This window comes from Arthrobacter sp. 135MFCol5.1 (genome assembly GCF_000374865.1).
In the GTDB taxonomy this organism is placed as follows: domain Bacteria; phylum Actinomycetota; class Actinomycetes; order Actinomycetales; family Micrococcaceae; genus Arthrobacter.
This window is the reverse complement of sequence record NZ_KB895452.1, coordinates 577,522-601,301: the sequence shown is the minus strand read 5'-3', so window position 1 is coordinate 601,301 and position 23,780 is coordinate 577,522. Positions and strand designations below refer to the sequence as shown.

Sequence of the window (23,780 nt, the reverse complement as noted above, 5' to 3'; positions counted from 1 at the left end):
TTCCCGGGCGGATACTGTAGAAACCATGACGTCTACCATCGCCGCCGAAACCGTAAGGCCGGAACGCAATATCCCCGCAGAGATCGCCCGTTCGTGGCTCCTCGTCAATGCCATGAAGCCGGAGCTCTTCGACCAGTCGGCCGTGTCCCGGGCCGATTCGATCATCCTGGATATTGAAGATGCCGTGGACCCGTCGCAGAAGGACCAGGCCAGGGCCAATGTGGTGGACTGGCTGACCGCCGGCGGCCAGGCCTGGGTCCGGATCAACGACGCCACCAGCCCGTTCTGGGCCGATGACCTCGCGGGCCTGCGCGGCACCCCGGGCCTGCTGGGGGTCATGCTCGCCAAGACCGAGTCGGCTGACCAGGTGACCGAGAGCTTCCACCGCATGGACGGCAAGACCCCCGTGATCCCGCTGGTGGAATCCGCGGTCGGCATCGAGGAAGCCAACAACATCGCCAAGGCACAGGGCGCGTTCCGGCTGGCGTTCGGTTCCGGCGACTTCCGCCGCGATACCGGCATGGCCGCCACCCCGGAGGCCATGGCCTACCCCCGCGCCAAGCTGGTGGTCGCCAGCCGGGTAGGCAACCTGCCGGGCCCCATTGACGGCCCCACCGTGGGCACCAACCACCCCATCCTGCGCGAACAGACCGGCATCACGGTGATGATGGGCATGACCGGCAAGCTCTGCCTGGCGATCGACCAGACCCCGGTGATCAACGAAGTCATCAGCCCCACCCCGTCCGACGTCGCCTGGGCCACCGACTTCATGAACGACTTCGAAGCCAACGGCCGCGTCATCCGTGACGGCTCCGACCTGCCCCGCCTGGGCCGCGCCGAGAAGATCATGAAGCTCGCCGTAGCCTTCGGGGTCCAGCCGGCCCTTTAACGCCGCCCCGTTCCCGCAGGAGACCCCGTTGGCCGATACCCCCTATCTGGTCCACGGGGTCTTTTGGGATGGGGCCCCCGCCTCCCCGGCGGCGCAGGCGTCCACAGCAGCGCACGACGCCGGCAGCCCGGTTTTGCGCCTGCAGTCACCGGACGGGGACTTCCGGGAGCTCAGCCTCACGCCGCGGGCACGCCTGGGCTTCGAGGTGGCCCTTACCGGGAAATCCTGCCTGGGGCATACGGTGGTTCACTCGTCAACGCGGCGGGACCATTTCCCTTGCGCCTCGGCGGCGGCCGCAGCCCGCGGAAAACAGTGCGAGCGGTGCTTCGTGCTGGACGAGTCCCGGCTGATGCATGATTTCCATCGTGGCGGCCGGGTCACGCCCGGCTTGCGGGACTACCTGATGCAGGAACACTGGCTGTATGTGGCCACTTTCGCAGGCGGCACCACGAAGGTGGGAACGGCCTCCGGACCGCGAAAGTGGAACCGGCTGGCCGAACAGGGAGCCGCGGCGGCAACCTACGTCGCCAGGGCACGGGACGGAAGGGTGGTGCGTGTCCTGGAGGACCTGGTGACGGAGCAGGCCGGCCTGACCCAGCAGGTCCGGTCCGCGGCCAAGGCCGAGGCCCTGTTGTACCCCCTTCCGGCCGCCGAATTGACGGCCGTCAACGCCCGCGCCGCGGGTCAGGTGCGGGCCCTGCTGGCCCGCACCGCCGTCGAGGGCTTCGACGCCGTGTCGGAGCAGTGGGTACGGCCGGTGCATGCCGGGGCCCTCCATGCGGCCGGGCCACGCCACGCGTACCCGCACGCATTGGACCGGGGGTGCCACGGCTTCGACGTCGCGTCCCTGAGCGGAGCGAACGCCCTGGCCCGGCTGGACGGCACGGACGCCGGGTTCGTGGTCAACCTGTCCCAACTGGCCGCCAGGACCATCGTGCTGGGGGAGTACGCCTCAGCCGTGCCGGCACTTCAGGAAGCCCTGTTCTGACCCGCCGGGTTTGCCGGGCCCCCGGGCTCGGTAGACTTGGACGGTGCTGAACGAATTCTGGGCCACCGCGCCAACCCGCTACAAAGTCCTGGTCTTCAGCGCGATGGGACTGATTGCCGTCGGCATTGTCCTCAACCTCATCGGCAACACCGGCGGCAACCAGGGCCTGGCCATGGCTTCCCTGCCCCTGATCGGGCTGGGCCTGGTGCTGCACGTCGTCGGCATGGTGGTCCGCGGCCAGTCCATCCGGAAGAACCTCCGCCGGTAGCGTTTCGGCGCACGTTTCCTGCCGCCAACGCGCTGAGGATAGGCTGGAATCCATGACTATCAATCCTGACCTGCAGGGCCGCAGCTACCCTGCCGCAGAGGTGTACGACGTTGGCCGGGAGAAAATCCGCGAGTTCGCCCGCGCCGTGAAGGCCACGCACGCCGCACACTTCGACGTTGAGGCAGCAAAGGCGTTGGGCCACCGCGATCTCGTGGCCCCACCCACGTTCGCCATCATCATCGCCCAGCGGGCCGATGCCCAGCTCATTGAGGATCCGGAAGCCGGAATCGACTTCTCCCGCGTGGTCCACGCCGACCAGCGGTTCACCCACCACCGCGCCATCGTGGCCGGAGACCGCCTCGTCGCGGAGCTGCACGTCGACGGTGTCCGGGCCATGGGCGGCGGCGCCATGATCACCACCCGCTCAGAGATCTTTGCCCTCGGCGACGGGGATTCCCGCGAACAGGTCACCACCACCACATCATCCATTCTGGTCCGCGGAGAGGGACAGTAACCATGCGCCCCAGCCTCACTGAACTCAGCCCCGGCCAGGACATCGGCAACCGCACCATCGAGGTGACCCGCACGGACCTGGTCAAATATGCCGGCGCCTCCGGGGACTTCAACCCCATCCACTGGAACGAGGCTTTTGCCACCAGCGTGGAACTGCCCGGTGTCATCGCGCATGGCATGTTCACCATGGGCTCTGCCGTCCAGCTGGTCACCGATTGGGCGGGCGACCCTGCCGCCGTCGTCGATTTCCAGACCCGCTTCACCAAGCCCGTCCTGGTCGCCGATACCACAGGCACCACGGAACCCGGCGCCACCGTGGAGGTCAGCGGCATCATCGGAAAGCTCGATGCCGAGGCCAACACCGCACGGATTGACCTCACGGTTGTGGCCGCCGGGCAGAAGGTGTTGATGAAGGCCCAGGCACAGGTCAAGCTGGCCTGACCAGGCGCTGGCACCCCAGCCTGGCCGTTTTCACGGGTGCGGCTGTTTAACGCGGTTGAGGGAGGACGCCCCGCGGGCATCCTCCCTCAACCTTTTTGGCACGTGTGGGTCAGGAAGCGGCGGCGGCGTTGTAGGCCGACTGGATGACCGAGCCCCAATACGGGCCGTACATGGTGGTGGAGTTGCTGCCGTAGCCATAGCTGTTGACCGAGTTCTGGTAACCGCCCGCGGAGGTGCCAATGAACCAGGGACCGCCCGACGAACCGCCGGTCATGTTGCAGGGGATGCCTTGGGTGTTGAACTGCGGGTTATAGGGATCGTTGGTGGCCGTCCACGAGCAGCTCTTGAGGGATTCGCCGTTGAAAGGCGGCGCGGCCGGGTAGCCGAATGCCTTGTAGGCGAGGCCGCGGGCGGCATTGAACCGGACCCCGGAGGCGCCCACGACGTCCGCGAGGTTGCGGCCGTTCAGCGGCGACATAACGGCGAAACCGGTGTCGTACTGCATGTTGCCCGAGGAGCTCCACTGGGTGGGGGCGTAGAGGGCACGGGCCGTCCACTTGCCGTACGGGGCGGATCCGTTGAGGTAGGCGGGGACGAACGTGAACCGGGTGGCGAAGGCGCCGGGGCCCTCGTTGATGCAGTGGCCCGCAGTGGACACAGTGCTCCGGTTCGTGGCGGCCACCGAGTTGGCCGAGCACACATAGTCGGTTCCGCCCAGGGTGAAGAACACCTTGCCGATATGCGGGACGGGGCTTTCGCTGGCGTTCGCCATCGGCTGGACCGTTGGATCCGATCCCTTGATTTTGGTTTCGGTGCCATTACTGGGCGTTTCCCCCAGCGGGGCAGCATTGCCCTTTTGCCGCTGCAGTGCCTTCTTGGCGAGCGAATCGCCGGGGACGGCTGCCCGCATCCGCTCCGGCGTCCAGTAGTCCGCGGCGTCACCGGTTGTCCTGGTGCTGCTGATCCCGGGAGCTGCGTCGTTTCCGGGGGCGGAGGGTGCCGCTGTTGCGCCGCCGGCCGAGGAGAAAGCGAACACTGCGGCTGTCGATAGGCTCATGAGGCTCGTGGCCAGAGTCCTGGTAATGGTCATAGCAGTCCTATGCGGTATCGGGGAAAGCGGACCCAGGTCTGTGATCCGCTGGCTCGAAAATACGCATATATGACAAGTTTGTAAATATTCAACACTGAGTTTGTTAGTTAATTGTTGATTCTGTTACTCCTTGCAAGGCGGCGCTTGGCCGGGGCTCCTTGGGCGTTCCCTAGTATTGTTGATGGGTGACTGCCACCAAGCTTTCCCAGCTGACCACGTCCGCCGTCGGCGGCCCCGCCGGCACCTTCATCGAGGCCCGGACCGAGGGCGAGATTATCGATGCCGTCAGGTCGGCGGATGCCGCCGGCGAGCAGGTCCTGATCATCAGCGGCGGCTCCAACCTCCTGGTGTCCGACGACGGGTACCCCGGGACCGTGGTCAAGATCGCCTCGGAGGGCTTCACCGTGAATGCGGAGGACTCGTGCGGCGGCGTGGCCGTCGTGGTGCAGGCAGGCCACAATTGGGACCGGTTGGTGGAGTACGCCGTTCGCCATGCCTGGTCGGGGATAGAGGCCTTGTCCGGTATCCCTGGCTCCACCGGGGCCACGCCCGTCCAAAATGTGGGAGCGTACGGTGCCGAGGTATCCCAGACCATCGCCGCCGTCCGCACCTGGGACCGGGAACGGAACGCGGTGCAGACGTTTACCAATTCCGAACTTGAATTCGGCTACCGTGACTCCATCCTGAAGCGGACCACCGTTGACGGTTCCCCCCGGTACGTTGTCCTCACTGTTGAATTCCAGCTGCCGCTGGGCCGCATGAGCGCGCCCATCCGGTACGCCGAGCTGGCCCGCTCCCTCGGCGTCGAGGTGGGCAAGCGCGCTTACGCCAATGACGTCCGCCGGGAAGTGCTCCGCCTGCGTGCCTCCAAGGGGATGGTGTGGGACGCCGCCGACAGGGATACCTATTCCACCGGGTCGTTCTTCACCAACCCCATCGTCCCGGCGGACGTGGCCGACACGCTGCCCGAATCGGCTCCCCGCTATCCGGCAGGAGGGGACGGACTGGTGAAACTCTCGGCAGCGTGGCTGATTGACCAGGCCGGGTTCGGCAAGGGGTTCGGGCTGGAACCGGGAAGCGTATCCGCGGGCCGCGCCTCCCTGTCCACCAAGCACACGCTCGCCGTCACCAACCGCGGCTCAGCCAGCGCGGCGGACATGGTGGCCGTGGCGCGGGAGGTGCGCACCGGCGTCGAACGCCGTTTTGGGATCCTGCTGCACCCCGAGCCGCTGCTTATCGGACTGGAACTCTAAGGGACCGGGTGTAGCTCCGGGCAGCCGTGCCCCGGCCTAGGATGGGGCCATGGCTGCACGAGGTGCCCTGCGCGACCGCAGGATGATAGGCAGGCTGCGGCTCGCGTCGCAACGGCTTGCGGGCGGAAGCGGCACGGTGCCGGAACTGGTCCGGTGGATGACTGCCTTGCAGGCGCAGGACCTGCCCGCAGCCCTGTGGGCGGTGGGAGTGCGGATGCCTGGTGCCGGACTCACGGACGTGCGTGCCGCCATCAACACCGGCGCGGTGGTGCGGTCCTGGCCTATGCGCGGAACGCTTCATCTGGTGGCCCCCGAAGACCTGCGCTGGATGCTCGACCTAACGGCCGATCGGCTCACCCGGAGCATCGCTGCCCGGCACCGCCAGCTGGACATTGCGTGGGCGGACGTTGAGAAGGCGCGGGACATCGCCCTTGACCGGATCCTGGCGGATGGCCCCATCAGCCGCCCGGAATTGTTCCGGGAATTCGACGCCGGCGGCCAGCCGACCCAAGGGCAGCGGGGCGTCCACCTCCTGGGCTCGCTCTGCCGGCACGGCTGGCTGGTGCTGGGCCCCCTGGCCGGGAACCAGCAGCTGATCGCCGCGTACGACCAGTGGATACCCTCGTCCCGCCGCCTGGACCGGGAGGAGGCCCTGGCGGAATTCCTGCTGCGCTACCTCCGCAGCCACGGCCCGGCCACGCTCCGGGACTTCGCCTGGTGGACGCAGCTGCCGCTGACCGAGGTGAGGTCCGCGCTCATGGAGGTCAGTGCGCAACTCGCTCAGCTGGAATGGGAGGGGACCACATACTGGATGTCGCCCGAGACAGCGTCCCTCATCGATACCGGCCTGCCGGGCGCCCGCTCCGTGCACCTGCTGCCCGGGTTCGACGAGTTCGTCCTCGGCTACACTGACCGCACGCCCGTCCTGGCCCCGGAGCACTTCGACCTGATCGTTCCGGGCGGCAACGGCATCTTCAAGAAAACCCTGGTGGCCGCGGGAATGGTGGCTGGCACCTGGATGGTCCGGGGCACCGGCCGGAGCGCCGTCGTCGTTCCCGAAATGTTCGACGCAGCCGCGGCGTTCGGCCCGGCAGCCCAAAGAGCGCTTGCCAAGGCCGCGCGGGAGTATCTGGAGTTCCTGGCCCGCTAGGTTGTCGGAAGCGGCTTCGCAGCTGCCGGTGGCGTCCACCGCCGGGCGGCACGCTGCCCTGCAAAGGCACTCGCGGCGATCGTGACCAAGGCCCCGAGCAGCACTGCGGCGCCCTCCCCGGGCAGCAGGACCCCCGTCCGGGTTCCGATGCTGGCCGCGGCCACCGGGATGCCAAGCTGGGCAGCGGACAGGACGCCGAGGATGGCCGGCACGCCCAGCAGGCGGAGGACCACATGGATGAGCAGTGATCCGCCACCGAGGCACAGTCCCAGCAGGATCATGCCAGGGTGCGCCGCCAGCTCGCTTAGGTTCAGTGAGGCGCCCAGGCACACAAAGAAGACAGGGCCCAGGAACCCGTCGCTGACCGCGAACAACTGGTGGGCAAGGCGCCGGGGCTCACCCACGGCCGCCACCACCAGGCCGAAGGCGAAGCCGGCCAACATGATGGATACGTTGTTCAGCACGGCCAGTCCGGCCAGGGCGAAGAGGATTGCCAATTGGATCCGGAGTTCCAGGGCGAACCTCCGGTTTTCCGACAGTCTATGCAGCCTGGCCCGGGCGCCTGACTGCTCGGCGCGCCGCAGCAGCAGGAACAGCACCACTGAGCAAAGCGCGACGGCGAGGGAGCCTACCGCGGCCCGGCCGGCGTTCACCGGGTCCAAGGCAAGGGGGAGCGCCACGATGCAGGCGACATCCGCGATGGCCACCTGTGCCGTCATAGCCAGCACGGGAGGGCCGCTGAGGCCCAGGGAGTCAACGATCGGCAGGACCATCGCCGCCGAGGAGGAAGCGAGCAGGACCGCGTAGAGCGGGGCATGGCCGGTACCAAAGGCCGCCGCAACTGCAACGCCGGTGGCGGCAGCCAGAACCGCAGCCACCCCGGCCTGCACCGCACCGTGGCCGAGGGCTGCCCGGATCCTGGCGTCCCTGACGGGCACATGGGTACCGACGACAAACATCAGCAGCGCAAAACCGACGTCGGACAGGAGCCGCAGCGTGGGGTCGGAGGCGTCGACCAGGTTCAGCCCGCTACGGCCAATGGCGACGCCGGCGAACAGCTCGCCGGCCACCACTGGAACCCGCCATTTGGCAGGCAGCGCCAGCAACGGGCCGGCCATGGCAACCACGGTGATCAGGGCGAGGACCAGGAATGCCATGATCTGCCTGCGCGGCGGCCGGGCCGGCTGTTACAGGTTGCCGGTGGCGATGTTAAGCATGCGGCGCAGCGGCTCAGCGGCCCCCCAGAGGAGCTGGTCGCCCACGGTGAAGGCGCTGATGTACTGCGGGCCCATTTCCATCTTGCGGATGCGGCCCACCGGGATGTCCAGGGTTCCGGAGGCGGCGACGGGGGTCAGGTCGGCCATGGAGGCTTCCTTGGTATTGGGAACCACCTTGGCCCACTGGTTGTCCTCGTCCAGCAGCTTCTCGATCTCGGCCACGGACAGGTCCTCGCGGAGCTTCAGAGTGAGGGCCTGGGAGTGGGAACGCATGGCGCCGATACGGACGCAGAGCCCGTCCATGATCACCCGGTTTTCGTCGGAGGTGCCCAGGATCTTGTTGGTTTCAACCCCGGCCTTCCACTCTTCCTTGGACTGCCCGTTGCCCAGGTCTGCGTCGATCCAGGGGATCAGGGAGCCGGCCAGGGGGACGCCGAACTGGGTGGCGTCGATGTCCGTGCGCTGGTGGGCGAGGACCTTGCGGTCGATGTCCAGGATGGCCGACGCGGGGTCGTCCAGCTCCGTGCTCACCTCGGCGTTGAGCGTGCCGAACTGGCTGAGCAACTCACGCATGTGCCGGGCTCCGCCGCCGGAGGCAGCCTGGTAGGTCATGGAGGTGCCCCACTCCACCAGCCCGTTCTTGAACAGGCCGCCCAGGCCCATGAGCATGCAGGACACGGTGCAGTTGCCGCCAATGAAGTCCTTGGTGCCGTTGACCAGGCCCTTGTCGATGACGTCGCGGTTGATGGGGTCCAGGACAATGATGGAGTCGTCGCTCATGCGCAGGGTGGAAGCGGCGTCGATCCAAAGGCCGTCCCAGCCACGGCTGCGCAGTTCGCCGTGGACCTGCTTGGTGTAGTCACCGCCCTGGGCGGTGACGATAATGGGCAGCTTGGCCAGCGTGTCGACGTCGAACGCGTTCTCGAGCTTGCCGGCGCTGCCTCCTGCTGTTCCGGCAATCGACGGCGCGGCACCTCCGGCGTTGGAGGTGGAGAAGAACACCGGGTTGATGTTGGCGAAGTCGCCCTCGTCCTGCATGCGCTGCATGAGGACGGAGCCGACCATGCCGCGCCATCCGACCAGGCCGACGGAAGGGGTAGCTGCTGTAGTCATTCGACCAGTTTAGACTTCGGAACCAGCCGGGCGCAGTCGGTTACGTCACGCCCGGCCGGGCCCTCCCCGTCGAGGTGGCGGGCGCCTCGTGCGGCCATGCGGTTCATTCACTGAGGGGTCCTGCTCCGGGTTCCGGCGCATGCCTTTCCTTCCGCAGTTTCTTGGCCCGGTACTCGTCCCTCGCCATGCCGAAGGTATACCAGGCTCCAAAAATGCCGAATGCAGTGAGGACCAGGGCGCCCCAGAACGGCTGGCCGCCGTCCGGCAGGGGCCTGAGCAGTATGACGAGGGAAAGGAGGGTCAAGAGCACCATGACGCCGGTCAGGATCCCCATACCCCACCAGGTTTGGACCTGTACGTGGCCACGGCCTGGGGAAAACCCAATTTCGTCGGCGGGGTAACTGTGCAATTCGCCGGTGCTGGTGGTGCGCAGCACCCGCTTTTCACCCCGTGCAAGCGCGGCCTTGTGTTCGGCGTGAACGGCGTCGTTGCGCCGCTCGCGGTCACGGTCGAAGGTCACAGTCAGTCCTGACGGATGGCGCGGATTTGGTGAAGGAGGCCGGCGTCGTCCACGCCTTTGGTTTCAGCGATGTCTGCCTGCCTGGGTGTGGAGGTACCAGTGGTCCATGATCCGTCGCCGCCATTCTTCACGTACAGGGTCTGTCCGGTGGGATCCTCGCGGCGGCGGAGAGTGGCGCCGCCCCCCGGGTTGCTGTCCAGGTGCTGCTTGATAACCATGAGGTTGGCTTCGGCGGCGGTAACGTCCGGCCGCTGGGCCATTGCCCACCACGTGAAGTAGGAGCGGGGCTGGAACAGCAGATGGATGTCGTCATTTTCCATGAAGACCACGCTGTCGCCCCCGTCGGCCGTCAGCAGCGAGATCTCAATGCGACGGAGGGCGGAGGAGAGCAGGGCGGCCACGGCGGCAGTGGGTCCTGACACTGAGAGGAGCCCGTCATTTTCGGCTTTGGCCAAGCCTCGGGCCACCAGTGACGACGCGCCTGCGCTCACCATGTCCGTATTGTCCATATAGCCGTCCACCCTCAGTGCTTCAGCGCTGAGGACCGCAGCGTCCCCGCCCTGGAGGCTTGCAAGGGTAACCATTTCGGCAAAGCCATATCCGATCGCATCAGGGATGGTGGCGGCTTCCGTCGCTGTCTCAGTCATCGTCCATACCTCTCGTTGTGGGCTCAGAATCCAAAGAAGTCGCCGACTTTTTCGGCGGCGTCCCCAGCGCCTTCCCAGACTTCCTTGGCACCGTCAGCGATGGACCCGCCGATGGCATTCACTGTTTCCTTGACTATGGGCACATTGTCATAGATGGCCAACGCTCCGGATGCGACCATGGCCGCCGTTCCGACAGGCGGGGGAGCGAAACTTACCACTCCGAGGCCGGCCTTGATTCCAGAGTAGACGGCGGCCCCTGTGTCGCCCTCCTTTGCGTTGTTGACGGTGTCCAAAACGTCAAGACCCACCCCGATTCCACCCAGGGCCCTGCCACCAAATTTGAAGAACTCCGCCGCCTTGCCACCTTCGGCGAGACGCAAGGCCGTATCCCACCTGCCGTCGAACAGTTCCGATGAAGTGTTGAAATACTGGCTCAACATGTTCGTGTTCTGGAATGCTTTTGCCACGTTCTGGAAGTCCCTGGAGAACAGGAACTCACCGAGGTTGTCTGCCTTGCTAATGAAATGGGGAAGATCGAACAGTCCTGCCCGAAGGTTCGGCAACGCTTTGGTGAGGTTGTAGATGTCCCAGCCGCTGCGGAAAGGGGAGTTGGGATCCGTGAGCCAGCCCGGGCCCCACGGATCGTTGCTGCCCTGACCCGGGATTGGCGGGCGGGGACCGTTGTTGCCGGCGGGAGAGCCGTTGCCAGGTCCTCCGCCGGCGCCGGAGCCGGTGCTGGCCTTCTCCTGCTCGTCCGCGTTCCTGAGCAGGACTTTGGACTCCTGCTTCAAGCGGGCGACGGTTTGTTGAAGGAGCGTGCGGTGGCTGCTGTTCCAGTCAGACCGGAACCGCTGGGCGTCAGCGCCCTTCCATGCCGGATTGTTGTTGATCTGGCTGCTTAGCTGCGTCGACTGCTGCTGCAACAGGTCGGCTGTCTTGTTGAACTGCTGCGCAAGGGCCCGCAGTTGCACGACGTCGGCGCCCCACAAAGTTCCTGCCACCAGGATTCCCCCCAATATTTTATTCGACAGCCCCCAGAGTGCCGCGTGCCCAGCCTAGGCCAGGACCGGGCTACCCGCGATGGGGTGGACTCCCCATGCCGCTGCCGTAAGCGCTAGCTTTGGTCCGACTGCTCCAGCACGGCAGCTTTCCGGGCGCGCAGCGCAAAGAACGCGCCGAAGGTGAACACCTGAGTGACCACCACCAGCACGATGGCCCCGGCGATCTTGTTGCCGCCCAGGATCATGGTCAGCCCCACGATCGCGGACAGCAAGGCCAGCAGGGGCAGCAGCATGTAGCCCAGGACGAACAGGGTTTCGGGTTTCTTCAGCATGTTCCTAGCCCTCGGTCCGTGACCATTTGGTGAATCGGTAGCGTGTGCCGTTGGCGGCAGTCAGCCAGCCGTCCGGCGGGACGGAGGCCGTGGCCTCCCAACTGGGGCCAAGCTCCGGGGCGAACGTGTCGCCGTCGGCTTTCACATCGATGGTGGTGACCACCGCGACGTTGGCGAGGTCCGTGGACTGGCGGAAAACATCGCCGCCGCCCAGGATCCAGACTGTCTCGCCGCCGTCGACGAACTGCGACTCAAGGAGCGCGTCATCCAGGGAGGGAACCACCACGGCGCCCTCCGCCTCCGGCGTGCCGGCCCAGCTTTTCTGCCGGGTGATGACGATGTTGGTGCGCCCCGGCAGCGGACGGTACTTGTCCGGGAAGGACAGCCAGGTCTTGCGGCCCATGATGACCGGGTGCCCGGTGGTCAGCCGGTTGAAGTGCTTGAGGTCCTCCGGCAGGTGCCAGGGCATGTCTCCGTCCATCCCGATGACCCCGTCAGAGGTCTGGGCCCAGACCAGGCCCACGCCGGTGATGGAGGCGGCCAGTTCCTCCGTGAAGGACTGCGGATCGGTGAAGTTTTCGGTGCTCATACCGCGATCGGCGCCTTGATGGTGGGGTGGTGCTGGTAGCCCACCACGTCGAAGTCCTCCAGCGTGTAGTCGAAGATCGACGCGGGCTTCCGGGTGATCGTCAGCTGAGGATACTCGTAGGGCTCGCGTTCGAGCTGCTTAAGGACCTGGTCCATGTGGTTTTCGTAGATGTGGACGTCTCCTCCGGTCCAGACAAACTCGCCGGGTTCGAGCCCCACCTGCTGGGCGATCATGCAGGTAAGCAATGCGTAGGAGGCGATGTTGAACGGCACGCCCAGGAACATGTCAGCCGAGCGCTGGTAGAGCTGGCAGGAGAGCTTGCCGTTCGCCACGTAGAACTGGAAGAACGCATGGCAGGGCGGGAGCGCCATGTCGTTGAGCTCGGAGACGTTCCAGGCGGACACAAGGTGCCGGCGGGAGTCCGGGTTCGATTTCAGGTTCTCGATGAGTTCGGCGATCTGGTCGATGTGGCCGCCGTCGGGGGTGGGCCAGGAACGCCACTGCACGCCGTACACCGGGCCCAGGTCGCCGTCTTCGTCGGCCCATTCGTTCCAGATGGTGACGCCTTGGTCCGTCATCCACTTGATGTTGGTCTCGCCGCGCAGGAACCACAGGAGTTCAACGGCGACGGACTTGAAGTGGACCCGCTTGGTGGTGATCAGCGGGAAGCTCCTGGAGAGGTCAAAGCGCATCTGGCGGCCGAAAACGCTGGTGGTTCCGGTGCCGGTACGGTCTGATTTATGGGTGCCGGTGGCCAGGACATCGTGCAGGAGGTCTTCATAAGGCGTAGGGATGCTCACGCCCCAAGTCTACTGGGTGGTCCCAACGAAAGGCTGGCTTCGGGGCCCCGGGCAATGACGGAGACCGGGGCCACTGCGATCAGTACGGCGGTGGCGGTCAACAAGGCGCCGAGGCCGGATGCCCCCTGCCACACCGCGTCCCATGGGCCTGGACCGGAAGCCGCCGGCCGCCCAAGGGTGTGCCCCGCGCTCATCAGGAGCACCCCCGCTTGGGCAGCGAAGAAGGCTGTCAGCGTCCGCGCCACTCGGTATACCGTGATGGCCCGGAGGGCTGCGTCGAGTCCCGGGACCCCGGGCGCAACACTGCGGCGGCGCCTCGCGAGGGCGAGGGGGACGGCAGAGAGGAGCGCTGTGCCTGCGCTGGCCCATACTGTCACCTCCCACGCGGCCTGCACCCCGAGTTCAGCCTGCCGGCCTGCGACACAGGCGATCACCGCCGTCAGGAGAGCTGCCGCTGCCGCAAGAGCCACCATCAAGGCGGGATGCACGGGCTGCCGGGGCCAATGCCGGGGCGCGCCAGCCCAGCCGTGATTGCGGTGCATCACCAATTCCCCGAGCGAAACAACGGCCAGCACCGCAGCCGCTGACACGGCCGCCACCAGGTCGGCATGCCCTGTCACCGCCCACGGGACGAAAATAGCCACCGGCACGGAAACGAACGCCGCGAGCCCCATGGCCGGTCCCACTGATACAGCCAGCATCGTCTCGGGCCGGGCAGTGACCTGGGCGGACTTGCGGGGTGGCCGTTGGCCCGGGAGGGCAGGCGGGCGCCAGAGGAGCATCACCACCAGGACCACCAGGTTCAGGGCACCGGCAGGATTGGCCCAACTGTTGGTTCCGGTGGCCGGATCGGGACGCGCTGCGTGGTTTCCGGCGATCGCCCCCAGCCCGGACGCCACAGTTGCCACCGTCCGGAGGAGGCGGTTGCCGGCGATCATCCGCAGCAGGTGATCCTCCCTCGGAGTCAGGCCTGTGAGAGGCGGCCGGCGGGCGGCCAAGGCCAGGACGAACAACGTCCCTGCAGCCAGGACGATCAGGGCGCCGCCCAGGTACGGTGCCAGCTCCTGGCCCGGGATGCGCCCTTCCCCACCGAAAGTGGTGAAACCCCCATGGCCGTCGGGCCGTGACTCGTAGGCGCGGGAAGGAAAACCCGGCAGCGCGGACATCCACGCGATGAGCGCGGCGGCTCCCGCGAAAATGGCCGCCACCGTCCATCCAAGGCGGCGCGGAACGATGTCACGGATCCGCCGCCGGGGTCCGCCTGGAGTGTCCGGTGGCGACTGCCGCCGGGGATAACTCAGTTGCCCAAGGACATGCGCAGCCAAGCAACCGAGGACCGGCCAGGCAAGGGCAGGAAGGATGGCTGCCGGGATGGCCGCTGAGTGGGGGAGGGGAATGATCCCTGCGTTCGCGGCGGGCACCAGGGAACTGGCAAGCCACCCGACCAGCCCCGCCAGGAAGGCGTGGCGCGACGCCGACGCCCTGGGGCTGCCCTCCCTCGCTCCCCGGATGACCCTCGAGAGGAGCCAGTACACTCCACCGGCCAGGACAAGGGGCCACAGCAGGGCCAGCGGTGGAACGTCGTCGAAAACAGCAATGGTGGCAGCGTGCACGTTATCCCCCCAGAACAGTGCGTGGTCCCCCAGTCAAGACGGACTGGAGCCCTCGGTCAAGCCGGTGCCCGGTTAATCGTCGAACGGCTTGAACTGTTCCACAGCCACGATCCGCTTCTTCCCGCCATGGGTTACATGGCACACCACCAGCTCGCCGGGGGAGAGGAAGGGCTCGTCCGCGGGCAACAATTTCGCCAGGTGCGAAGGCATGTGGCCGGCAAGCTGCTTGAGGACTGTCGGCAGGGCCGGCCGGTGGGTGCAGGCAACCACCGGCCGCTGCTTGTCGAAGAGCGATTCGATCACGGCCGCCGTTTTGCGCGGGCTCCGCTGGTGCCTGTGCTCGGTGAGGCCTTCGGCGAGCTTCACCTTCGCCCCGGTGGCCCGTGCGTACGGAGCAACGGTGGCAACGCAGCGCAGCCACGGGCTGGTGACCACCCGCATCGGCTTCCATGCCTGCAGGAGCCTGCCCACGGCCTGCGCCTGCCGGGTCCCGGTGGCAGCCAGCGGCCGCTCGCCCTCGGCCTTGCTCCAGGACGAACGGGGTTTGGCCTTGGCATGGCGGAGTACCACCAGGGGCCACGTGTCCAGGCTGCCGCGGCCATGCGCGTCCCGCAGGTACTCCAAAGGGACGACGTCGGACGGGTTGGACAGCAGGCGGGCTGCCTTGTCGGGGCCGCACCACATCACGCTGTCCACCTCCTTGCCGTCCGGAACAAGCCCATTTCCGTTGACCTTGACCGCCCAGTAGTGGACCTTCTTGAGGCCGGAGGCGACGTGGTAGTGGATGGGCGGCAAGGGAATTCCCAGCGGCGCGTCGAGGCCGATCTCCTCGCGCACCTCCCGGACAGCGCATTCCGGGACCGTCTCGCCGTCGTCGATCTTTCCCTTGGGCCATGACCAGTCGTCATAGCGCGGCCGGTGGATCAACAGGACTTCCAGCCGGTCTTTGTTGACCCGCCATGGGATGGCACCCGCAGCCGTCACGGCTACGGGTTCCCCCGGGTGGTCAGTCTGGTCGGCTACGAGTGCATCGCTCGACAATGCGCTGCCTAGCGCCGGCTCAGGCTGCGCTGCCGCGGCCGGGACGCCAGCAACCAGGACTGGACATCCTCAAGCGGCTTGCCGTCGTCGGAAAGGTGGTGCCGGGTCCAGCGGCCCTCGTTGTCCAAGTGCCAGCTGGACGTTTCCGGGTCCATGTAGCGCTGCAGGAGGTCAAGGACATAGGTGATGTCGTCCGCACTGCTCAACTGGACCAGTGCCTCCACCCGGCGGTCCAGGTTCCGGTGCATCATGTCCGCCGAACCGATGTACACCACGGGGTCGCCGCCATTGGCAAAGGCGAAGACCCGCGAGTGCTCAAGGAACCTGCCCAGGATGGAGCGCACGGTGATGTTCTCGCTCAGGCCCGGGACGCCCGGGCGCAGCGAGCAGATGCCGCGGACGATGACGTCCACTTTTACGCCGGCCTGCGAAGCACGGTACAGCGAATCGATGATGGCCTCGTCCACCATCGAGTTCACCTTGATCTGCACCAGGCCGGGAACGCCCGCGCGCGCATTGCGGATCTCCGTCTCGATCCGGTCGATGAGTCCCGAGCGGACGGACCGGGGCGCTACGAGCAGACGCTTGAAGGTGGACTTGGGGGCGTAGCCGGAGAGCTGGTTGAACAGCTTGGAAAGGTCCTCGCCCACCTGGTCGTTCGCGGTCAGGAGGCCCAGGTCCTCGTAGTACCGGGCGGTCCGGGGGTGGTAGTTGCCGGTGCCGATGTGGCAGTAGCGGCGCAGCCCGTCAACCTCCTGGCGCACCACCAGCGAAAGCTTGCAGTGCGTCTTCAGGCCGACGATGCCGTACACCACATGGACACCTGCCTGCTCCAGCTTCCGGGCCCAGGAAATGTTGGCCTGCTCATCGAAGCGTGCCTTGATTTCCACCAGGGCCAGGACCTGCTTGCCTGCCTCCGCGGCGTCGATCAGGGCATCGACGATGGGGGAGTCCCCGGACGTGCGGTAAAGGGTCTGTTTGATCGCCTGGACTTTTGGATCCGACGCCGCCTGTTCCAGGAACGCCTGCACCGAGGTGGAGAAGGAATCGTACGGGTGGTGCAGCAGGATGTCCCGGCGCCGCATGGCAGCAAAGACGTTGGCGGCCTTGGAGGTTTCGGACTCGTTCAGGTACCGCGACGTGTGCGGCATGTGCTTGGGGTAGTGCAGGTCGGCGCGGTCGATTCCGGCAATGACGGACAGGCCACGCATGTCCAGCGGCGCGGGGACGGAATACACCTCGGATTCCTCCACCCCCAGTTCGCGGATCAGGAGTGCACGGATGTTCGGGTTGATGTCCGTGGTCACCTCAAGCCGCACCGGAGGGCCGAAGCGGCGGCGCAGCAGTTCCTTCTCCAGCGCCTGCAGGAGGTTCTCGGCGTCGTCCTCCTCCACCTCCACGTCCTCGTTGCGGGTAACGCGGAAGGTGTGGTGCTCCAGCACTTCCATGCCGGGGAACAGCTTGTCCAGGTGGACGGCAATGACTTCCTCGAGGGCGATGAACCGTGCCACCCGCCCGGGAACCGCACCGGCCCGTGGACCGTCGATGGAAATCAGGCGGGGCAGCTGGTCAGGCACTTTGACGCGGGCGAAGAGCTCCTTGTCGCTGACCGGGTTCCGGACCACGACGGCGAGGTTCAGTGACAGCCCGGAGATGTACGGGAACGGGTGGGCAGGGTCCACTGCCAGCGGCGTGAGGATGGGGAAGACCTTCTCGGCAAACATCACGCTGAGTTGCTGCTGGGCGGCGTCGTCCAGTTCGCCCCACTGCATGACGTGGATGTGCTCGTACGCCAGTGCCGGGCGGATCTGGTCGGCGAAAACCTGGGCGTGCCGCTCCTGCAGCCGGTGGGCTTCGTCGCTGATCCGCTCCAGCACCTCCACCGGGCTGAGTCCGGCGGGCGACGGAACGGCGAGGCCGGTGGCGATGCGCCGCTTGAGGCCGGCCACGCGGACCATGAAAAATTCGTCCAGGTTGGAGGCGAAGATGGACAGGAAGCTGACGCGTTCAAGGAGGTGAAGGGTGGGGTCTTCGGCCAGCTCCAGCACCCTGGAATTGAATGCGAGCCAGCTCAGTTCGCGGTCCAGGAATCGGTCCGGCCGGATGTCGCCCTCAGGCTGCAGGTTGGGCGCGAACTCCGGGATGTCGATGCGGTCCTGGGTGGCCCGTGCCGCAGGGACCTCGGAGGAGCCGAAGCGCGCCCGGGCAGGCAACGCAACATCCTGGGACGTGGCTGTTCCGGAGGGTTCCGGGTTCATGGCTTCTCCTTATGGCTGGCGCTGTGGTGCCGGCGCTTCCGCCCCGCGCGGCTCCATTCCAACCTTACAAGCATTCACCGGCCCCACGGCCCTGTTTAACGCACCGCCGGGCTTTGTTCCGGGGCCCGTAACCTAGCCTGCAGCCGGGCCGTACATGACGTCCATGTCCCAACGGGTGAACCCCAGCCGCCGGTACAGGGCAACTGCCGCAGTATTGTCCGCATCCACGTACAGCATGACCCCGCTGAGGCCGGAGTCGCGCAGGTGCTTGATGCCGGCGATCGTCAGGGCCTTGCCCAGGCCCAGGCCCTGCGCCTCCGGCGCAACACCAACCACGTACACCTCGCCGATGGCCGGATGCTCTCCGTGACGCGGGTGGACCTTGGTCCAGTGGTAGCCGAGCAAACGCCCTTCACGGTCCTCGGCCAGGAAGAACCCGGCCGGATCGAACCAGTCCTCCGCCATCCGGGCGTCCAGGTCCGCACGGGTCAGGTTTCCTTGCTCGGGGTGGTGTGCGAATGCCGCCCGGTTCGCTGCCAGCCAGGCCTCCTCATCCTTGCCGGGCACGAAGGCGCGGATGGCCACACCGTCCGGCAGTCCGGCGTCGGGCAGGTCGGCGCCGGCCGTCGTCATCCGCATCTTCCACAATTCGCGCACCGGTGCGTAGCCGTACCGGGCCGCGAGGTCCGCGGCTGCTTCATGGTTTCCGTGGGACCAGGCTTTCAGCCCGTCGAAGCCCCGCACCTCCTTGAGCGCGCCCACCAGCCGGTCCGCCACGCCCTGGTTGCGGTAGGAGGGGTGCACTGCGATCTCCAGGACACCGTTGCCGTCCGGCTCGTCCACCACCACGGCGAACCCGGCCAGGTCCTGGCCGGTGGCGGGGTCGGAGTCCTCGTCCGGCGCGTACAGGGCCAGCGTCAGCAGGGTGTGGTCCGGCGAGTCGCCAGCGCGCATGGTCACCAGGGTCTGTTCGGAGATCGAGGGATTGCCGTCCGATTCCTCGGCCGCCGCAAGGAGGTCGCGGCAGTCTTTCAGGAGCTGCTGGTCAACGCCGCCCCGGACAACATGGACGGGCCACTTCTGCGGATGCGCTGGAGTCATGAGCCAAGGCTATACGGCGAAGGCGTGCAGGGCTCAGGCTTCGGTAAGTTCGTCTTCCTGCTGCCTGACCAGGGTGAGGCGGTAGCCCACGTTCCTGACCGTGCTGATCAGGTTCTCGTGGTCCGCGCCAAGCTTGGCGCGAAGCCGGCGGACGTGGACATCGACCGTGCGGGTGCCGCCGTAGTAGTCGTAGCCCCAGACTTCAGTGAGCAGCTGCTGGCGGGTGAAGACGCGGCCGGGGTGCTGCGCGAGGTACTTCAGGAGCTCGAACTCCTTGAAGGTCAGGTTCAAGGGTGCGCCGTTGACGCGTGCCGTGTAGCTTGCTTCGTCGATGATCACACCGGCGGCCCGGATCTCGGTGGGCGCGTCCTCCTGTTCCGGGACGGCCCGCGCCACGGACAGCCGGATGCGGGCTTCCACCTCGGCGGGTCCGGCAGAATCCAGGACGATGTCGTCAACGGCCCACGCCGAGGAAACCGCCGCCATGCCGCCCTCGGTGAGGATCAGGACAAGGGGGGCGCTCAGTCCGGTGGCCTTCAGCAGCTGGGTGAGGGAACGGGCACCCACGAGGTCTTTGCGCGCATCCAGCAGGACGATGTCGCACGGGTCAGTCTCCAGCAGGGCAGTGGGTTCCGCGGGCAGGATATGGACCCGGTGGTTCAGCAGCTCAAGGGCAGGCAGGATGTCCACCGAAGAACCGGTGCTGTTCGTCAGTAACAGGATGTGCGACATTGTTCCTCCAAGGGCCGTCCGCGCATCTTTGGGCGACTGAACCGGATTCTCACCGGCCGGTACGGGCTTCCTGCGGGAGGTTTGTGGACCGTCAGCGCGCCGCCGGCCAGCCACCTCAGCAGGGAGCGTAGCTGAACCTTGAGTATACCCGGCACCCCCTTCCAAGCCACAGATTGGGGCCCTGGACAGGTACGTTTTGCGACATAAGCGGTTCATATAGGGCAGGATTGGAGCAGGGCGGACCAGCCCTGCCACGAGGGGGCGGACCAGCCTTCCAGCCGACGCCAGGATGGGAAATCAGCGCAGTGAGTGCACCGACAAAGCACAGGCCGGGCCCCGGATGACGGCGGAACTGCAGTCACCTGTACGGTCACTTGGCTCCTGGACCATCGGGGTCGTCGGGATCGCCGGGCTCATTGCCATCATCGCCGGCGTCTATTCCTCCCCGGAAGCCCTGGCCGCCGTCGGCATCCTGATCGCCGCGGCCGTGGGCATCGGGTGGCCGCACTTCCTCCGCATTCCGGCGAAGAAGACCCTGGCCGCCGTGATCGCCCTGCCGGGAGCCGCCGCCGCGGTCTGCGCCTCCGTGGCCCCGCCCCCCGGCTACCTCGACTGGACGCCCGCCTTCGTCGCCCTGGGCATGATGGCCGTCTTCGTGGTGCAGCTCATCCGCGGCACCGGCCAGGCGCAACGGCTGGAATCCACCCTCGGGTGCTGTGTCGGTGTCCTCCTGTCCTGCCTCGGCGCCGGCTGGATAGCCGGCGCCCGGTTCAACGGTGTCCGCGAAATGCTCCTGGTGGCCGCGATCAGCGCCGCCGTAGCGCTCCTTGCCGGACTCATCCAATGGCCGGACAGCATCGTCGCGCCCCTGGGCGTTGTGCTGGCCGGCCTGGCCGGTCCGCTCGCCGGCCTGGTCCTGTCGGACATTGCTGTCCTGCCCGCGGCCGTCTTCGGCGTCATCGTCGGTGCGGTCCTGGCCAGCTTCCGCAGGCTCGCGACACTGCGCGGCGCACCGTTGAATATGCCGGCAGCCTTGAGCATGGGCCTGGCCCCGGTCTCAGCCGTCGGATCCCTGGCGTACTTCATAGACAAACTACTCATCTACTAACGGGTTAGGATTGCACCATGTCCGTACTTGCATTTGAAATCTTCTTCCTCGTCCTGCTCGGTATCGCGAGCGTTTCCATGGCCTGGTTTGCCGGTTTCGTGGTCTACCGCCTCTTCAAAGGCCAGAAGTAGCCACATCCTTTCCCACCGCCGTATCTCGAGGTAATAGACAGTGCCCATTGAGATTCCCACAGACCTGACTCCCGAACTCGTCCCCCTATCCTGGCTCATAGGTGAGTGGGAAGGACGCGGCCGGCTGGGCAGCGGTGACGAGGATTCCGAGCATTTCCTGCAGCACGTGTCCTTCACCCACAACGGGCTGCCGTACCTCCAGTACCGCGCCGAAAGCTGGTTGACCGACGACGACGGCACGCGGCTGCGGCCGCTCACCGTCGAGACCGGCTTCTGGGCGCTGGAGCGCAAACAGCTGGATGCCGACGGCGGCCCGGGGCTGGTGCCGGCAGACATCGTTCCGGTGTTGAAAAGCGCCGACGAGGTGGAGGCGCTGCGCAACAAGGACGGCGGCTTCGACATCTCCGTATCCATCGCCCACCCTGGCGGCATCACGGAGCTGTACTACGGCCAGATCAAGGGACCGCAGATCCAGCTGACCACCGACATGGTGATGCGCGGCAGCCATTCCAAAGACTACAGTGCCGCCACCCGGATCTTCGGCCTGGTGGACGGGAACCTTTTGTGGCGGTGGGACGTGGCAACGGGTGGAGAGGCCGGAAAAGGGCTGGAGGCCCACGCCTCTGCATTCCTGAAAAGAGTTTCCTGACCCGGAAAGGCCCCGCCATGGAAGACGGAACGGAACACGCAGGCAAGCCCACCAGCTACAGCGACCTCAAGGCCGTCTTCTTCAACGGCACCCTGAAGAAGTCACCCCAGACCTCCAACACCGAAGGGCTGATTACCATCAGCCGCCGGATCATGGAGAAGCAGGGCGTCAGCACCAGGCTCATCCGCACTGTCGATCACGACATCGCCACGGGCGTCTACCCGGACATGACCGAGCACGGCTGGGCCACCGATGAATGGCCGGAGATTTACCCCGCCGTCCAGGAAGCGGACATCGTGGTGGTGGCCGGCCCCATCTGGCTGGGCGACAACTCGTCCCAGACCAAGAAGCTGATCGAGCGCCTCTACGCCCACTCCGGCCAGCTCAACAGCCAGGGCCAGTGGGCGTTCTACCCGAAGGTCGGCGGCTGCCTCATCACCGGAAACGAGGACGGCATCAAGCACTGCGCCATGAACATCCTCTACAGCCTCCAGCACATCGGCTTCAGCATCCCGCCGCAGGCCGACGCCGGGTGGATCGGGCCGGTAGGGCCCGGCCCCAGCTACCTGGACGAGGGCTCCGGCGGCCCGGAGACAGACTTCACCAACCGGAACACGACGTTCATGACCTGGAACCTCCTGCACCTGGCCAGGATCCTCAAGGATGCCGGAGGCTACCCGGCCTACGGCAACCTGCCCGGTGAATGGGAGGCCGGTACGCGGTTCGATTTTGAGAACCCGGAATACCGCTAGCGTTGGCTGAACCTTCACAACCCGGAATACCCCGCTGCTAAAGGACGTTGCCGCCAATATGAGTACGCCCAGCCCTTTGTTGTCGCGTCCCGGCGCCGTTGAGGCCGCCGGCCCCGACGCCGGTGTCGCCGCCCACTACGGCGAGCCGTTGCGCGAGCAGCGCGCACTCGCTGCCGGAACCGCCGTCGTCGACCTGTCACACCGCGGTGTGGTCACCGTCACCGGACCGGACCGGTTGAGCTGGCTCAACACGCTCTCGTCCCAGCAGGTGGCAGCCCTGGCGCCGGGTGAGTCCAGCGAACTGTTGCTGCTCAGCGTCCAGGGGCGCATCGACTTTGATGCCAGGGTTGTTGACGACGGCGGGACCACCTGGCTGATCGTGGAGGCCGCCGAGGCTGCACCGCTGGCCGAGTACTTGAACCGGATGAAGTTCATGCTGCGGGTGGAGATCACCGACGTCTCCGCCGATTGGGCCGTGGTGGGCAGCACCACGGCGGTTCCCGAATGGGCCGGACGCCTTGCCTGGCAGGATCCCTGGCCGCATGTCTCGGCGGGCGGGTACTCGTACGCCACTGTGTCCGAGGAAAACCACCCGGGCCTTGAGCGTCCCTGGTTCGAATACCTCATCCCCGCCGAGGAACTCGAGGCCGCAGTCGCCGGACGCCCGCTGGCCGGAGTGCTCGCGGCCGAAGCCCTCCGCGTCGCTGCCTGGCGCCCCAGGATCGGCGCAGAAACCGATGACAAGACCATCCCGCACGAACTCGACCTCCTGCGCACCGCGGTGCACTTGGCCAAGGGCTGCTACAAGGGACAGGAAACCGTCGCCCGCGTGCACAACCTTGGCCACCCGCCGCGGCGGCTGGTGTTCCTGCAGTTGGACGGTTCGCAGCACACACTGCCCGCGGCCGGCAGCCCGGTCATGGCAGGGGAACGCAAAGTGGGCACGGTGACGTCCGTTGCGCAACACCACGAGATGGGTCCCGTGGCGCTGGCGGTCATAAAGCGTTCCGTGGCGCCGGATGAAATACTGACGGTCCTGGACGGCGATGAACCGTATCCGGCCGTCCAGGAGCTTATTGTCGCCCCGGACGCCGGCCAGGTTGTTGGGCGGCAGACCGGATTCCTGAGAGGGCCCCGCTGATGACAGACCACACCGCACCGGGTATTGCGCCGGAGGCCACGCAGGACAATGATGCCGCGGTGGCGCTGGCGCACTCGCTGTTTCAGGCGGCCCGCGACGGCAACGACGCCTTGCTTGGCGCCTACCTTGAAGCCGGGGCGCCGGCAACCATGACCAACGCCACAGGAGACTCCCTGCTGATGCTGGCCGCGTACCACGGCCACGCCGATACGGTGGAGTTGCTCCTTAAGCACGGCGCCGACGCCAACACTGCCAACGACCGTGGCCAGACCCCGCTTGCCGGGGCAGCCTTCAAGGGCTACCCGGACGTGGCCCGTGTCCTGCTGGACGCCGGAGCCGATCCGGATGCCGGAGCGCCGTCGGCGCGGGCCGCGGCCCAAATGTTCGCCCGCGCGGAGATCCTGGATCTGCTGGGCTAGCGCTTTCGCCGGGTCCGCCCGGCA

At 66.7% G+C, this 23,780-nt stretch carries 26 protein-coding genes; 12 read left to right on the top strand and 14 right to left on the bottom strand.

Going from position 1 to position 23,780, the window contains the following annotated elements; translation table 11 throughout:
* Positions 1 to 25: 25 nt before the first annotated feature.
* The 5 genes from C563_RS0102785 to C563_RS0102765 are packed head-to-tail and all read left to right on the top strand — an operon-like array spanning position 26 to position 3,099.
* Positions 26 to 889, top strand: a complete 864-nt coding sequence (locus tag C563_RS0102785; RefSeq protein ID WP_018760509.1) for an HpcH/HpaI aldolase/citrate lyase family protein — start codon at positions 26 to 28, stop codon at positions 887 to 889.
* 28 nt (positions 890 to 917) lie between these two features.
* Positions 918 to 1,877 (top strand): DUF2797 domain-containing protein, encoded by a 960-nt coding sequence (locus C563_RS0102780; RefSeq protein ID WP_018760508.1) that lies wholly within the window; start codon positions 918 to 920, stop codon positions 1,875 to 1,877.
* A 43-nt stretch (positions 1,878 to 1,920) separates the two neighbouring features.
* The gene (locus C563_RS0102775) at positions 1,921 to 2,145 is read left to right on the top strand and encodes a DUF3188 domain-containing protein (protein WP_018760507.1); all 225 of its coding nucleotides are present in this window, start codon (positions 1,921 to 1,923) and stop codon (positions 2,143 to 2,145) included.
* Positions 2,146 to 2,197: 52 nt separating this feature from the next.
* On the top strand, positions 2,198 to 2,659 hold the full coding sequence (locus C563_RS0102770; protein ID WP_018760506.1) for an FAS1-like dehydratase domain-containing protein: 462 nt from the start codon (positions 2,198 to 2,200) through the stop codon (positions 2,657 to 2,659).
* 2 nt (positions 2,660 to 2,661) lie between these two features.
* Positions 2,662 to 3,099 (top strand): MaoC family dehydratase, encoded by a 438-nt coding sequence (locus C563_RS0102765; protein WP_018760505.1) that lies wholly within the window; start codon positions 2,662 to 2,664, stop codon positions 3,097 to 3,099.
* A 109-nt stretch (positions 3,100 to 3,208) separates the two neighbouring features.
* On the opposite strand, the gene C563_RS0102760 is transcribed toward C563_RS0102765, so the two are convergent.
* The gene (locus C563_RS0102760) at positions 3,209 to 4,189 is read right to left on the bottom strand and encodes a trypsin-like serine peptidase (protein WP_026264310.1); all 981 of its coding nucleotides are present in this window, start codon (positions 4,187 to 4,189) and stop codon (positions 3,209 to 3,211) included.
* A gap of 185 nt (positions 4,190 to 4,374) precedes the next feature.
* Here C563_RS0102760 and C563_RS0102755 point away from each other — a divergent pair, with 185 nt between their 5' ends.
* Both C563_RS0102755 and C563_RS0102750 read left to right on the top strand, forming a co-directional pair.
* Positions 4,375 to 5,442, top strand: coding sequence for a UDP-N-acetylmuramate dehydrogenase (locus C563_RS0102755; RefSeq protein WP_018760503.1), 1,068 nt, complete (start codon positions 4,375 to 4,377; stop codon positions 5,440 to 5,442).
* Positions 5,443 to 5,491: 49 nt separating this feature from the next.
* Positions 5,492 to 6,592 carry a winged helix DNA-binding domain-containing protein gene (locus C563_RS0102750; RefSeq protein ID WP_018760502.1) on the top strand — a complete coding sequence of 367 codons (1,101 nt, stop codon included), beginning with the start codon at positions 5,492 to 5,494 and terminating at the stop codon, positions 6,590 to 6,592.
* Here the strand turns inward: C563_RS0102750 and C563_RS0102745 are convergent.
* From C563_RS0102745 to C563_RS0102685, 13 genes are all read right to left on the bottom strand, one after another.
* Complete coding sequence (locus C563_RS0102745; RefSeq protein WP_018760501.1) at positions 6,589 to 7,749, bottom strand: cation:proton antiporter; 1,161 nt, start codon at positions 7,747 to 7,749, stop codon at positions 6,589 to 6,591. The two genes, C563_RS0102750 and C563_RS0102745, sit on opposite strands and share 4 nt — an antisense overlap.
* A gap of 30 nt (positions 7,750 to 7,779) precedes the next feature.
* Positions 7,780 to 8,922 carry an aspartate-semialdehyde dehydrogenase gene (gene asd, locus C563_RS0102740; protein WP_026264309.1) on the bottom strand — a complete coding sequence of 381 codons (1,143 nt, stop codon included), beginning with the start codon at positions 8,920 to 8,922 and terminating at the stop codon, positions 7,780 to 7,782.
* Between the two features lie 103 nt (positions 8,923 to 9,025).
* A complete protein-coding gene (locus C563_RS0102735; protein WP_018760499.1) occupies positions 9,026 to 9,442 on the bottom strand; it encodes a hypothetical protein in 417 nt (138 codons plus the stop codon).
* Between the two features lie 2 nt (positions 9,443 to 9,444).
* Positions 9,445 to 10,089, bottom strand: coding sequence for a hypothetical protein (locus tag C563_RS0102730; RefSeq protein WP_018760498.1), 645 nt, complete (start codon positions 10,087 to 10,089; stop codon positions 9,445 to 9,447).
* A 23-nt stretch (positions 10,090 to 10,112) separates the two neighbouring features.
* Positions 10,113 to 11,090 carry a hypothetical protein gene (locus C563_RS0102725; RefSeq protein WP_133830338.1) on the bottom strand — a complete coding sequence of 326 codons (978 nt, stop codon included), beginning with the start codon at positions 11,088 to 11,090 and terminating at the stop codon, positions 10,113 to 10,115.
* A gap of 113 nt (positions 11,091 to 11,203) precedes the next feature.
* Positions 11,204 to 11,422, bottom strand: a complete 219-nt coding sequence (locus C563_RS0102720; protein WP_018760496.1) for an NF038396 family protein — start codon at positions 11,420 to 11,422, stop codon at positions 11,204 to 11,206.
* Positions 11,423 to 11,426: 4 nt separating this feature from the next.
* Positions 11,427 to 12,011, bottom strand: a complete 585-nt coding sequence (locus C563_RS0102715) for a dihydrofolate reductase (protein ID WP_018760495.1) — start codon at positions 12,009 to 12,011, stop codon at positions 11,427 to 11,429.
* Positions 12,008 to 12,811 (bottom strand): thymidylate synthase, encoded by an 804-nt coding sequence (locus tag C563_RS0102710; RefSeq protein ID WP_018760494.1) that lies wholly within the window; start codon positions 12,809 to 12,811, stop codon positions 12,008 to 12,010. The genes C563_RS0102715 and C563_RS0102710 overlap by 4 nt, the downstream gene beginning before the upstream one ends.
* Positions 12,808 to 14,424 (bottom strand): hypothetical protein, encoded by a 1,617-nt coding sequence (locus C563_RS0102705; RefSeq protein ID WP_018760493.1) that lies wholly within the window; start codon positions 14,422 to 14,424, stop codon positions 12,808 to 12,810. The genes C563_RS0102710 and C563_RS0102705 overlap by 4 nt, the downstream gene beginning before the upstream one ends.
* Positions 14,425 to 14,496: 72 nt before the next feature.
* A complete protein-coding gene (locus tag C563_RS0102700; RefSeq protein WP_026264307.1) occupies positions 14,497 to 15,465 on the bottom strand; it encodes an NUDIX hydrolase in 969 nt (322 codons plus the stop codon).
* 8 nt (positions 15,466 to 15,473) lie between these two features.
* Positions 15,474 to 17,723, bottom strand: a complete 2,250-nt coding sequence (locus C563_RS0102695) for an RNA degradosome polyphosphate kinase (protein WP_018760491.1) — start codon at positions 17,721 to 17,723, stop codon at positions 15,474 to 15,476.
* A 132-nt stretch (positions 17,724 to 17,855) separates the two neighbouring features.
* Positions 17,856 to 18,824: a mycothiol synthase gene (mshD, locus tag C563_RS0102690; protein ID WP_018760490.1), complete on the bottom strand. Its 969-nt coding sequence runs from the start codon at positions 18,822 to 18,824 to the stop codon at positions 17,856 to 17,858.
* Positions 18,825 to 18,857: 33 nt separating this feature from the next.
* Positions 18,858 to 19,556 carry a winged helix-turn-helix transcriptional regulator gene (locus C563_RS0102685; RefSeq protein WP_013601862.1) on the bottom strand — a complete coding sequence of 233 codons (699 nt, stop codon included), beginning with the start codon at positions 19,554 to 19,556 and terminating at the stop codon, positions 18,858 to 18,860.
* A 340-nt stretch (positions 19,557 to 19,896) separates the two neighbouring features.
* Here C563_RS0102685 and C563_RS0102680 point away from each other — a divergent pair, with 340 nt between their 5' ends.
* From C563_RS0102680 to C563_RS0102655, 5 genes are all read left to right on the top strand, one after another.
* Positions 19,897 to 20,664 (top strand): hypothetical protein, encoded by a 768-nt coding sequence (locus tag C563_RS0102680; RefSeq protein ID WP_018760489.1) that lies wholly within the window; start codon positions 19,897 to 19,899, stop codon positions 20,662 to 20,664.
* A gap of 171 nt (positions 20,665 to 20,835) precedes the next feature.
* Positions 20,836 to 21,444, top strand: coding sequence for an FABP family protein (locus tag C563_RS0102670; RefSeq protein ID WP_018760487.1), 609 nt, complete (start codon positions 20,836 to 20,838; stop codon positions 21,442 to 21,444).
* Between the two features lie 17 nt (positions 21,445 to 21,461).
* Positions 21,462 to 22,196 carry a flavodoxin family protein gene (locus tag C563_RS0102665; protein WP_018760486.1) on the top strand — a complete coding sequence of 245 codons (735 nt, stop codon included), beginning with the start codon at positions 21,462 to 21,464 and terminating at the stop codon, positions 22,194 to 22,196.
* Between the two features lie 58 nt (positions 22,197 to 22,254).
* Positions 22,255 to 23,337 carry a CAF17-like 4Fe-4S cluster assembly/insertion protein YgfZ gene (ygfZ, locus tag C563_RS0102660; RefSeq protein WP_026264306.1) on the top strand — a complete coding sequence of 361 codons (1,083 nt, stop codon included), beginning with the start codon at positions 22,255 to 22,257 and terminating at the stop codon, positions 23,335 to 23,337.
* Positions 23,337 to 23,756, top strand: a complete 420-nt coding sequence (locus tag C563_RS0102655; RefSeq protein ID WP_018760484.1) for an ankyrin repeat domain-containing protein — start codon at positions 23,337 to 23,339, stop codon at positions 23,754 to 23,756. The genes ygfZ and C563_RS0102655 overlap by 1 nt, the downstream gene beginning before the upstream one ends.
* Positions 23,757 to 23,780: the final 24 nt, after the last annotated feature.

Excerpts from the sequence above, each read along its gene's own strand:
- C563_RS0102715 (WP_018760495.1), bottom strand. The coding sequence starts at position 12,011 with ATGAGCACCGAAAACTTCACCGATCCGCAGTCCTTCACGGAGGAACTG.
- C563_RS0102785 (WP_018760509.1), top strand. The coding sequence starts at position 26 with ATGACGTCTACCATCGCCGCCGAAACCGTAAGGCCGGAACGCAATATC.
- C563_RS0102685 (WP_013601862.1), bottom strand. The coding sequence starts at position 19,556 with ATGTCGCACATCCTGTTACTGACGAACAGCACCGGTTCTTCGGTGGAC.
- asd (WP_026264309.1), bottom strand. The coding sequence starts at position 8,922 with ATGACTACAGCAGCTACCCCTTCCGTCGGCCTGGTCGGATGGCGCGGC.
- C563_RS0102760 (WP_026264310.1), bottom strand. The coding sequence starts at position 4,189 with ATGACCATTACCAGGACTCTGGCCACGAGCCTCATGAGCCTATCGACA.
- C563_RS0102730 (WP_018760498.1), bottom strand. The coding sequence starts at position 10,089 with ATGACTGAGACAGCGACGGAAGCCGCCACCATCCCTGATGCGATCGGA.
- C563_RS0102750 (WP_018760502.1), top strand. The coding sequence starts at position 5,492 with ATGGCTGCACGAGGTGCCCTGCGCGACCGCAGGATGATAGGCAGGCTG.
- mshD (WP_018760490.1), bottom strand. The coding sequence starts at position 18,824 with ATGACTCCAGCGCATCCGCAGAAGTGGCCCGTCCATGTTGTCCGGGGC.
- ygfZ (WP_026264306.1), top strand. The coding sequence starts at position 22,255 with ATGAGTACGCCCAGCCCTTTGTTGTCGCGTCCCGGCGCCGTTGAGGCC.
- C563_RS0102770 (WP_018760506.1), top strand. The coding sequence starts at position 2,198 with ATGACTATCAATCCTGACCTGCAGGGCCGCAGCTACCCTGCCGCAGAG.
- C563_RS0102680 (WP_018760489.1), top strand. The coding sequence starts at position 19,897 with ATGACGGCGGAACTGCAGTCACCTGTACGGTCACTTGGCTCCTGGACC.
- C563_RS0102765 (WP_018760505.1), top strand. The coding sequence starts at position 2,662 with ATGCGCCCCAGCCTCACTGAACTCAGCCCCGGCCAGGACATCGGCAAC.
- C563_RS0102695 (WP_018760491.1), bottom strand. The coding sequence starts at position 17,723 with ATGAACCCGGAACCCTCCGGAACAGCCACGTCCCAGGATGTTGCGTTG.
- C563_RS0102665 (WP_018760486.1), top strand. The coding sequence starts at position 21,462 with ATGGAAGACGGAACGGAACACGCAGGCAAGCCCACCAGCTACAGCGAC.
- C563_RS0102655 (WP_018760484.1), top strand. The coding sequence starts at position 23,337 with ATGACAGACCACACCGCACCGGGTATTGCGCCGGAGGCCACGCAGGAC.
- C563_RS0102720 (WP_018760496.1), bottom strand. The coding sequence starts at position 11,422 with ATGCTGAAGAAACCCGAAACCCTGTTCGTCCTGGGCTACATGCTGCTG.
- C563_RS0102745 (WP_018760501.1), bottom strand. The coding sequence starts at position 7,749 with ATGGCATTCCTGGTCCTCGCCCTGATCACCGTGGTTGCCATGGCCGGC.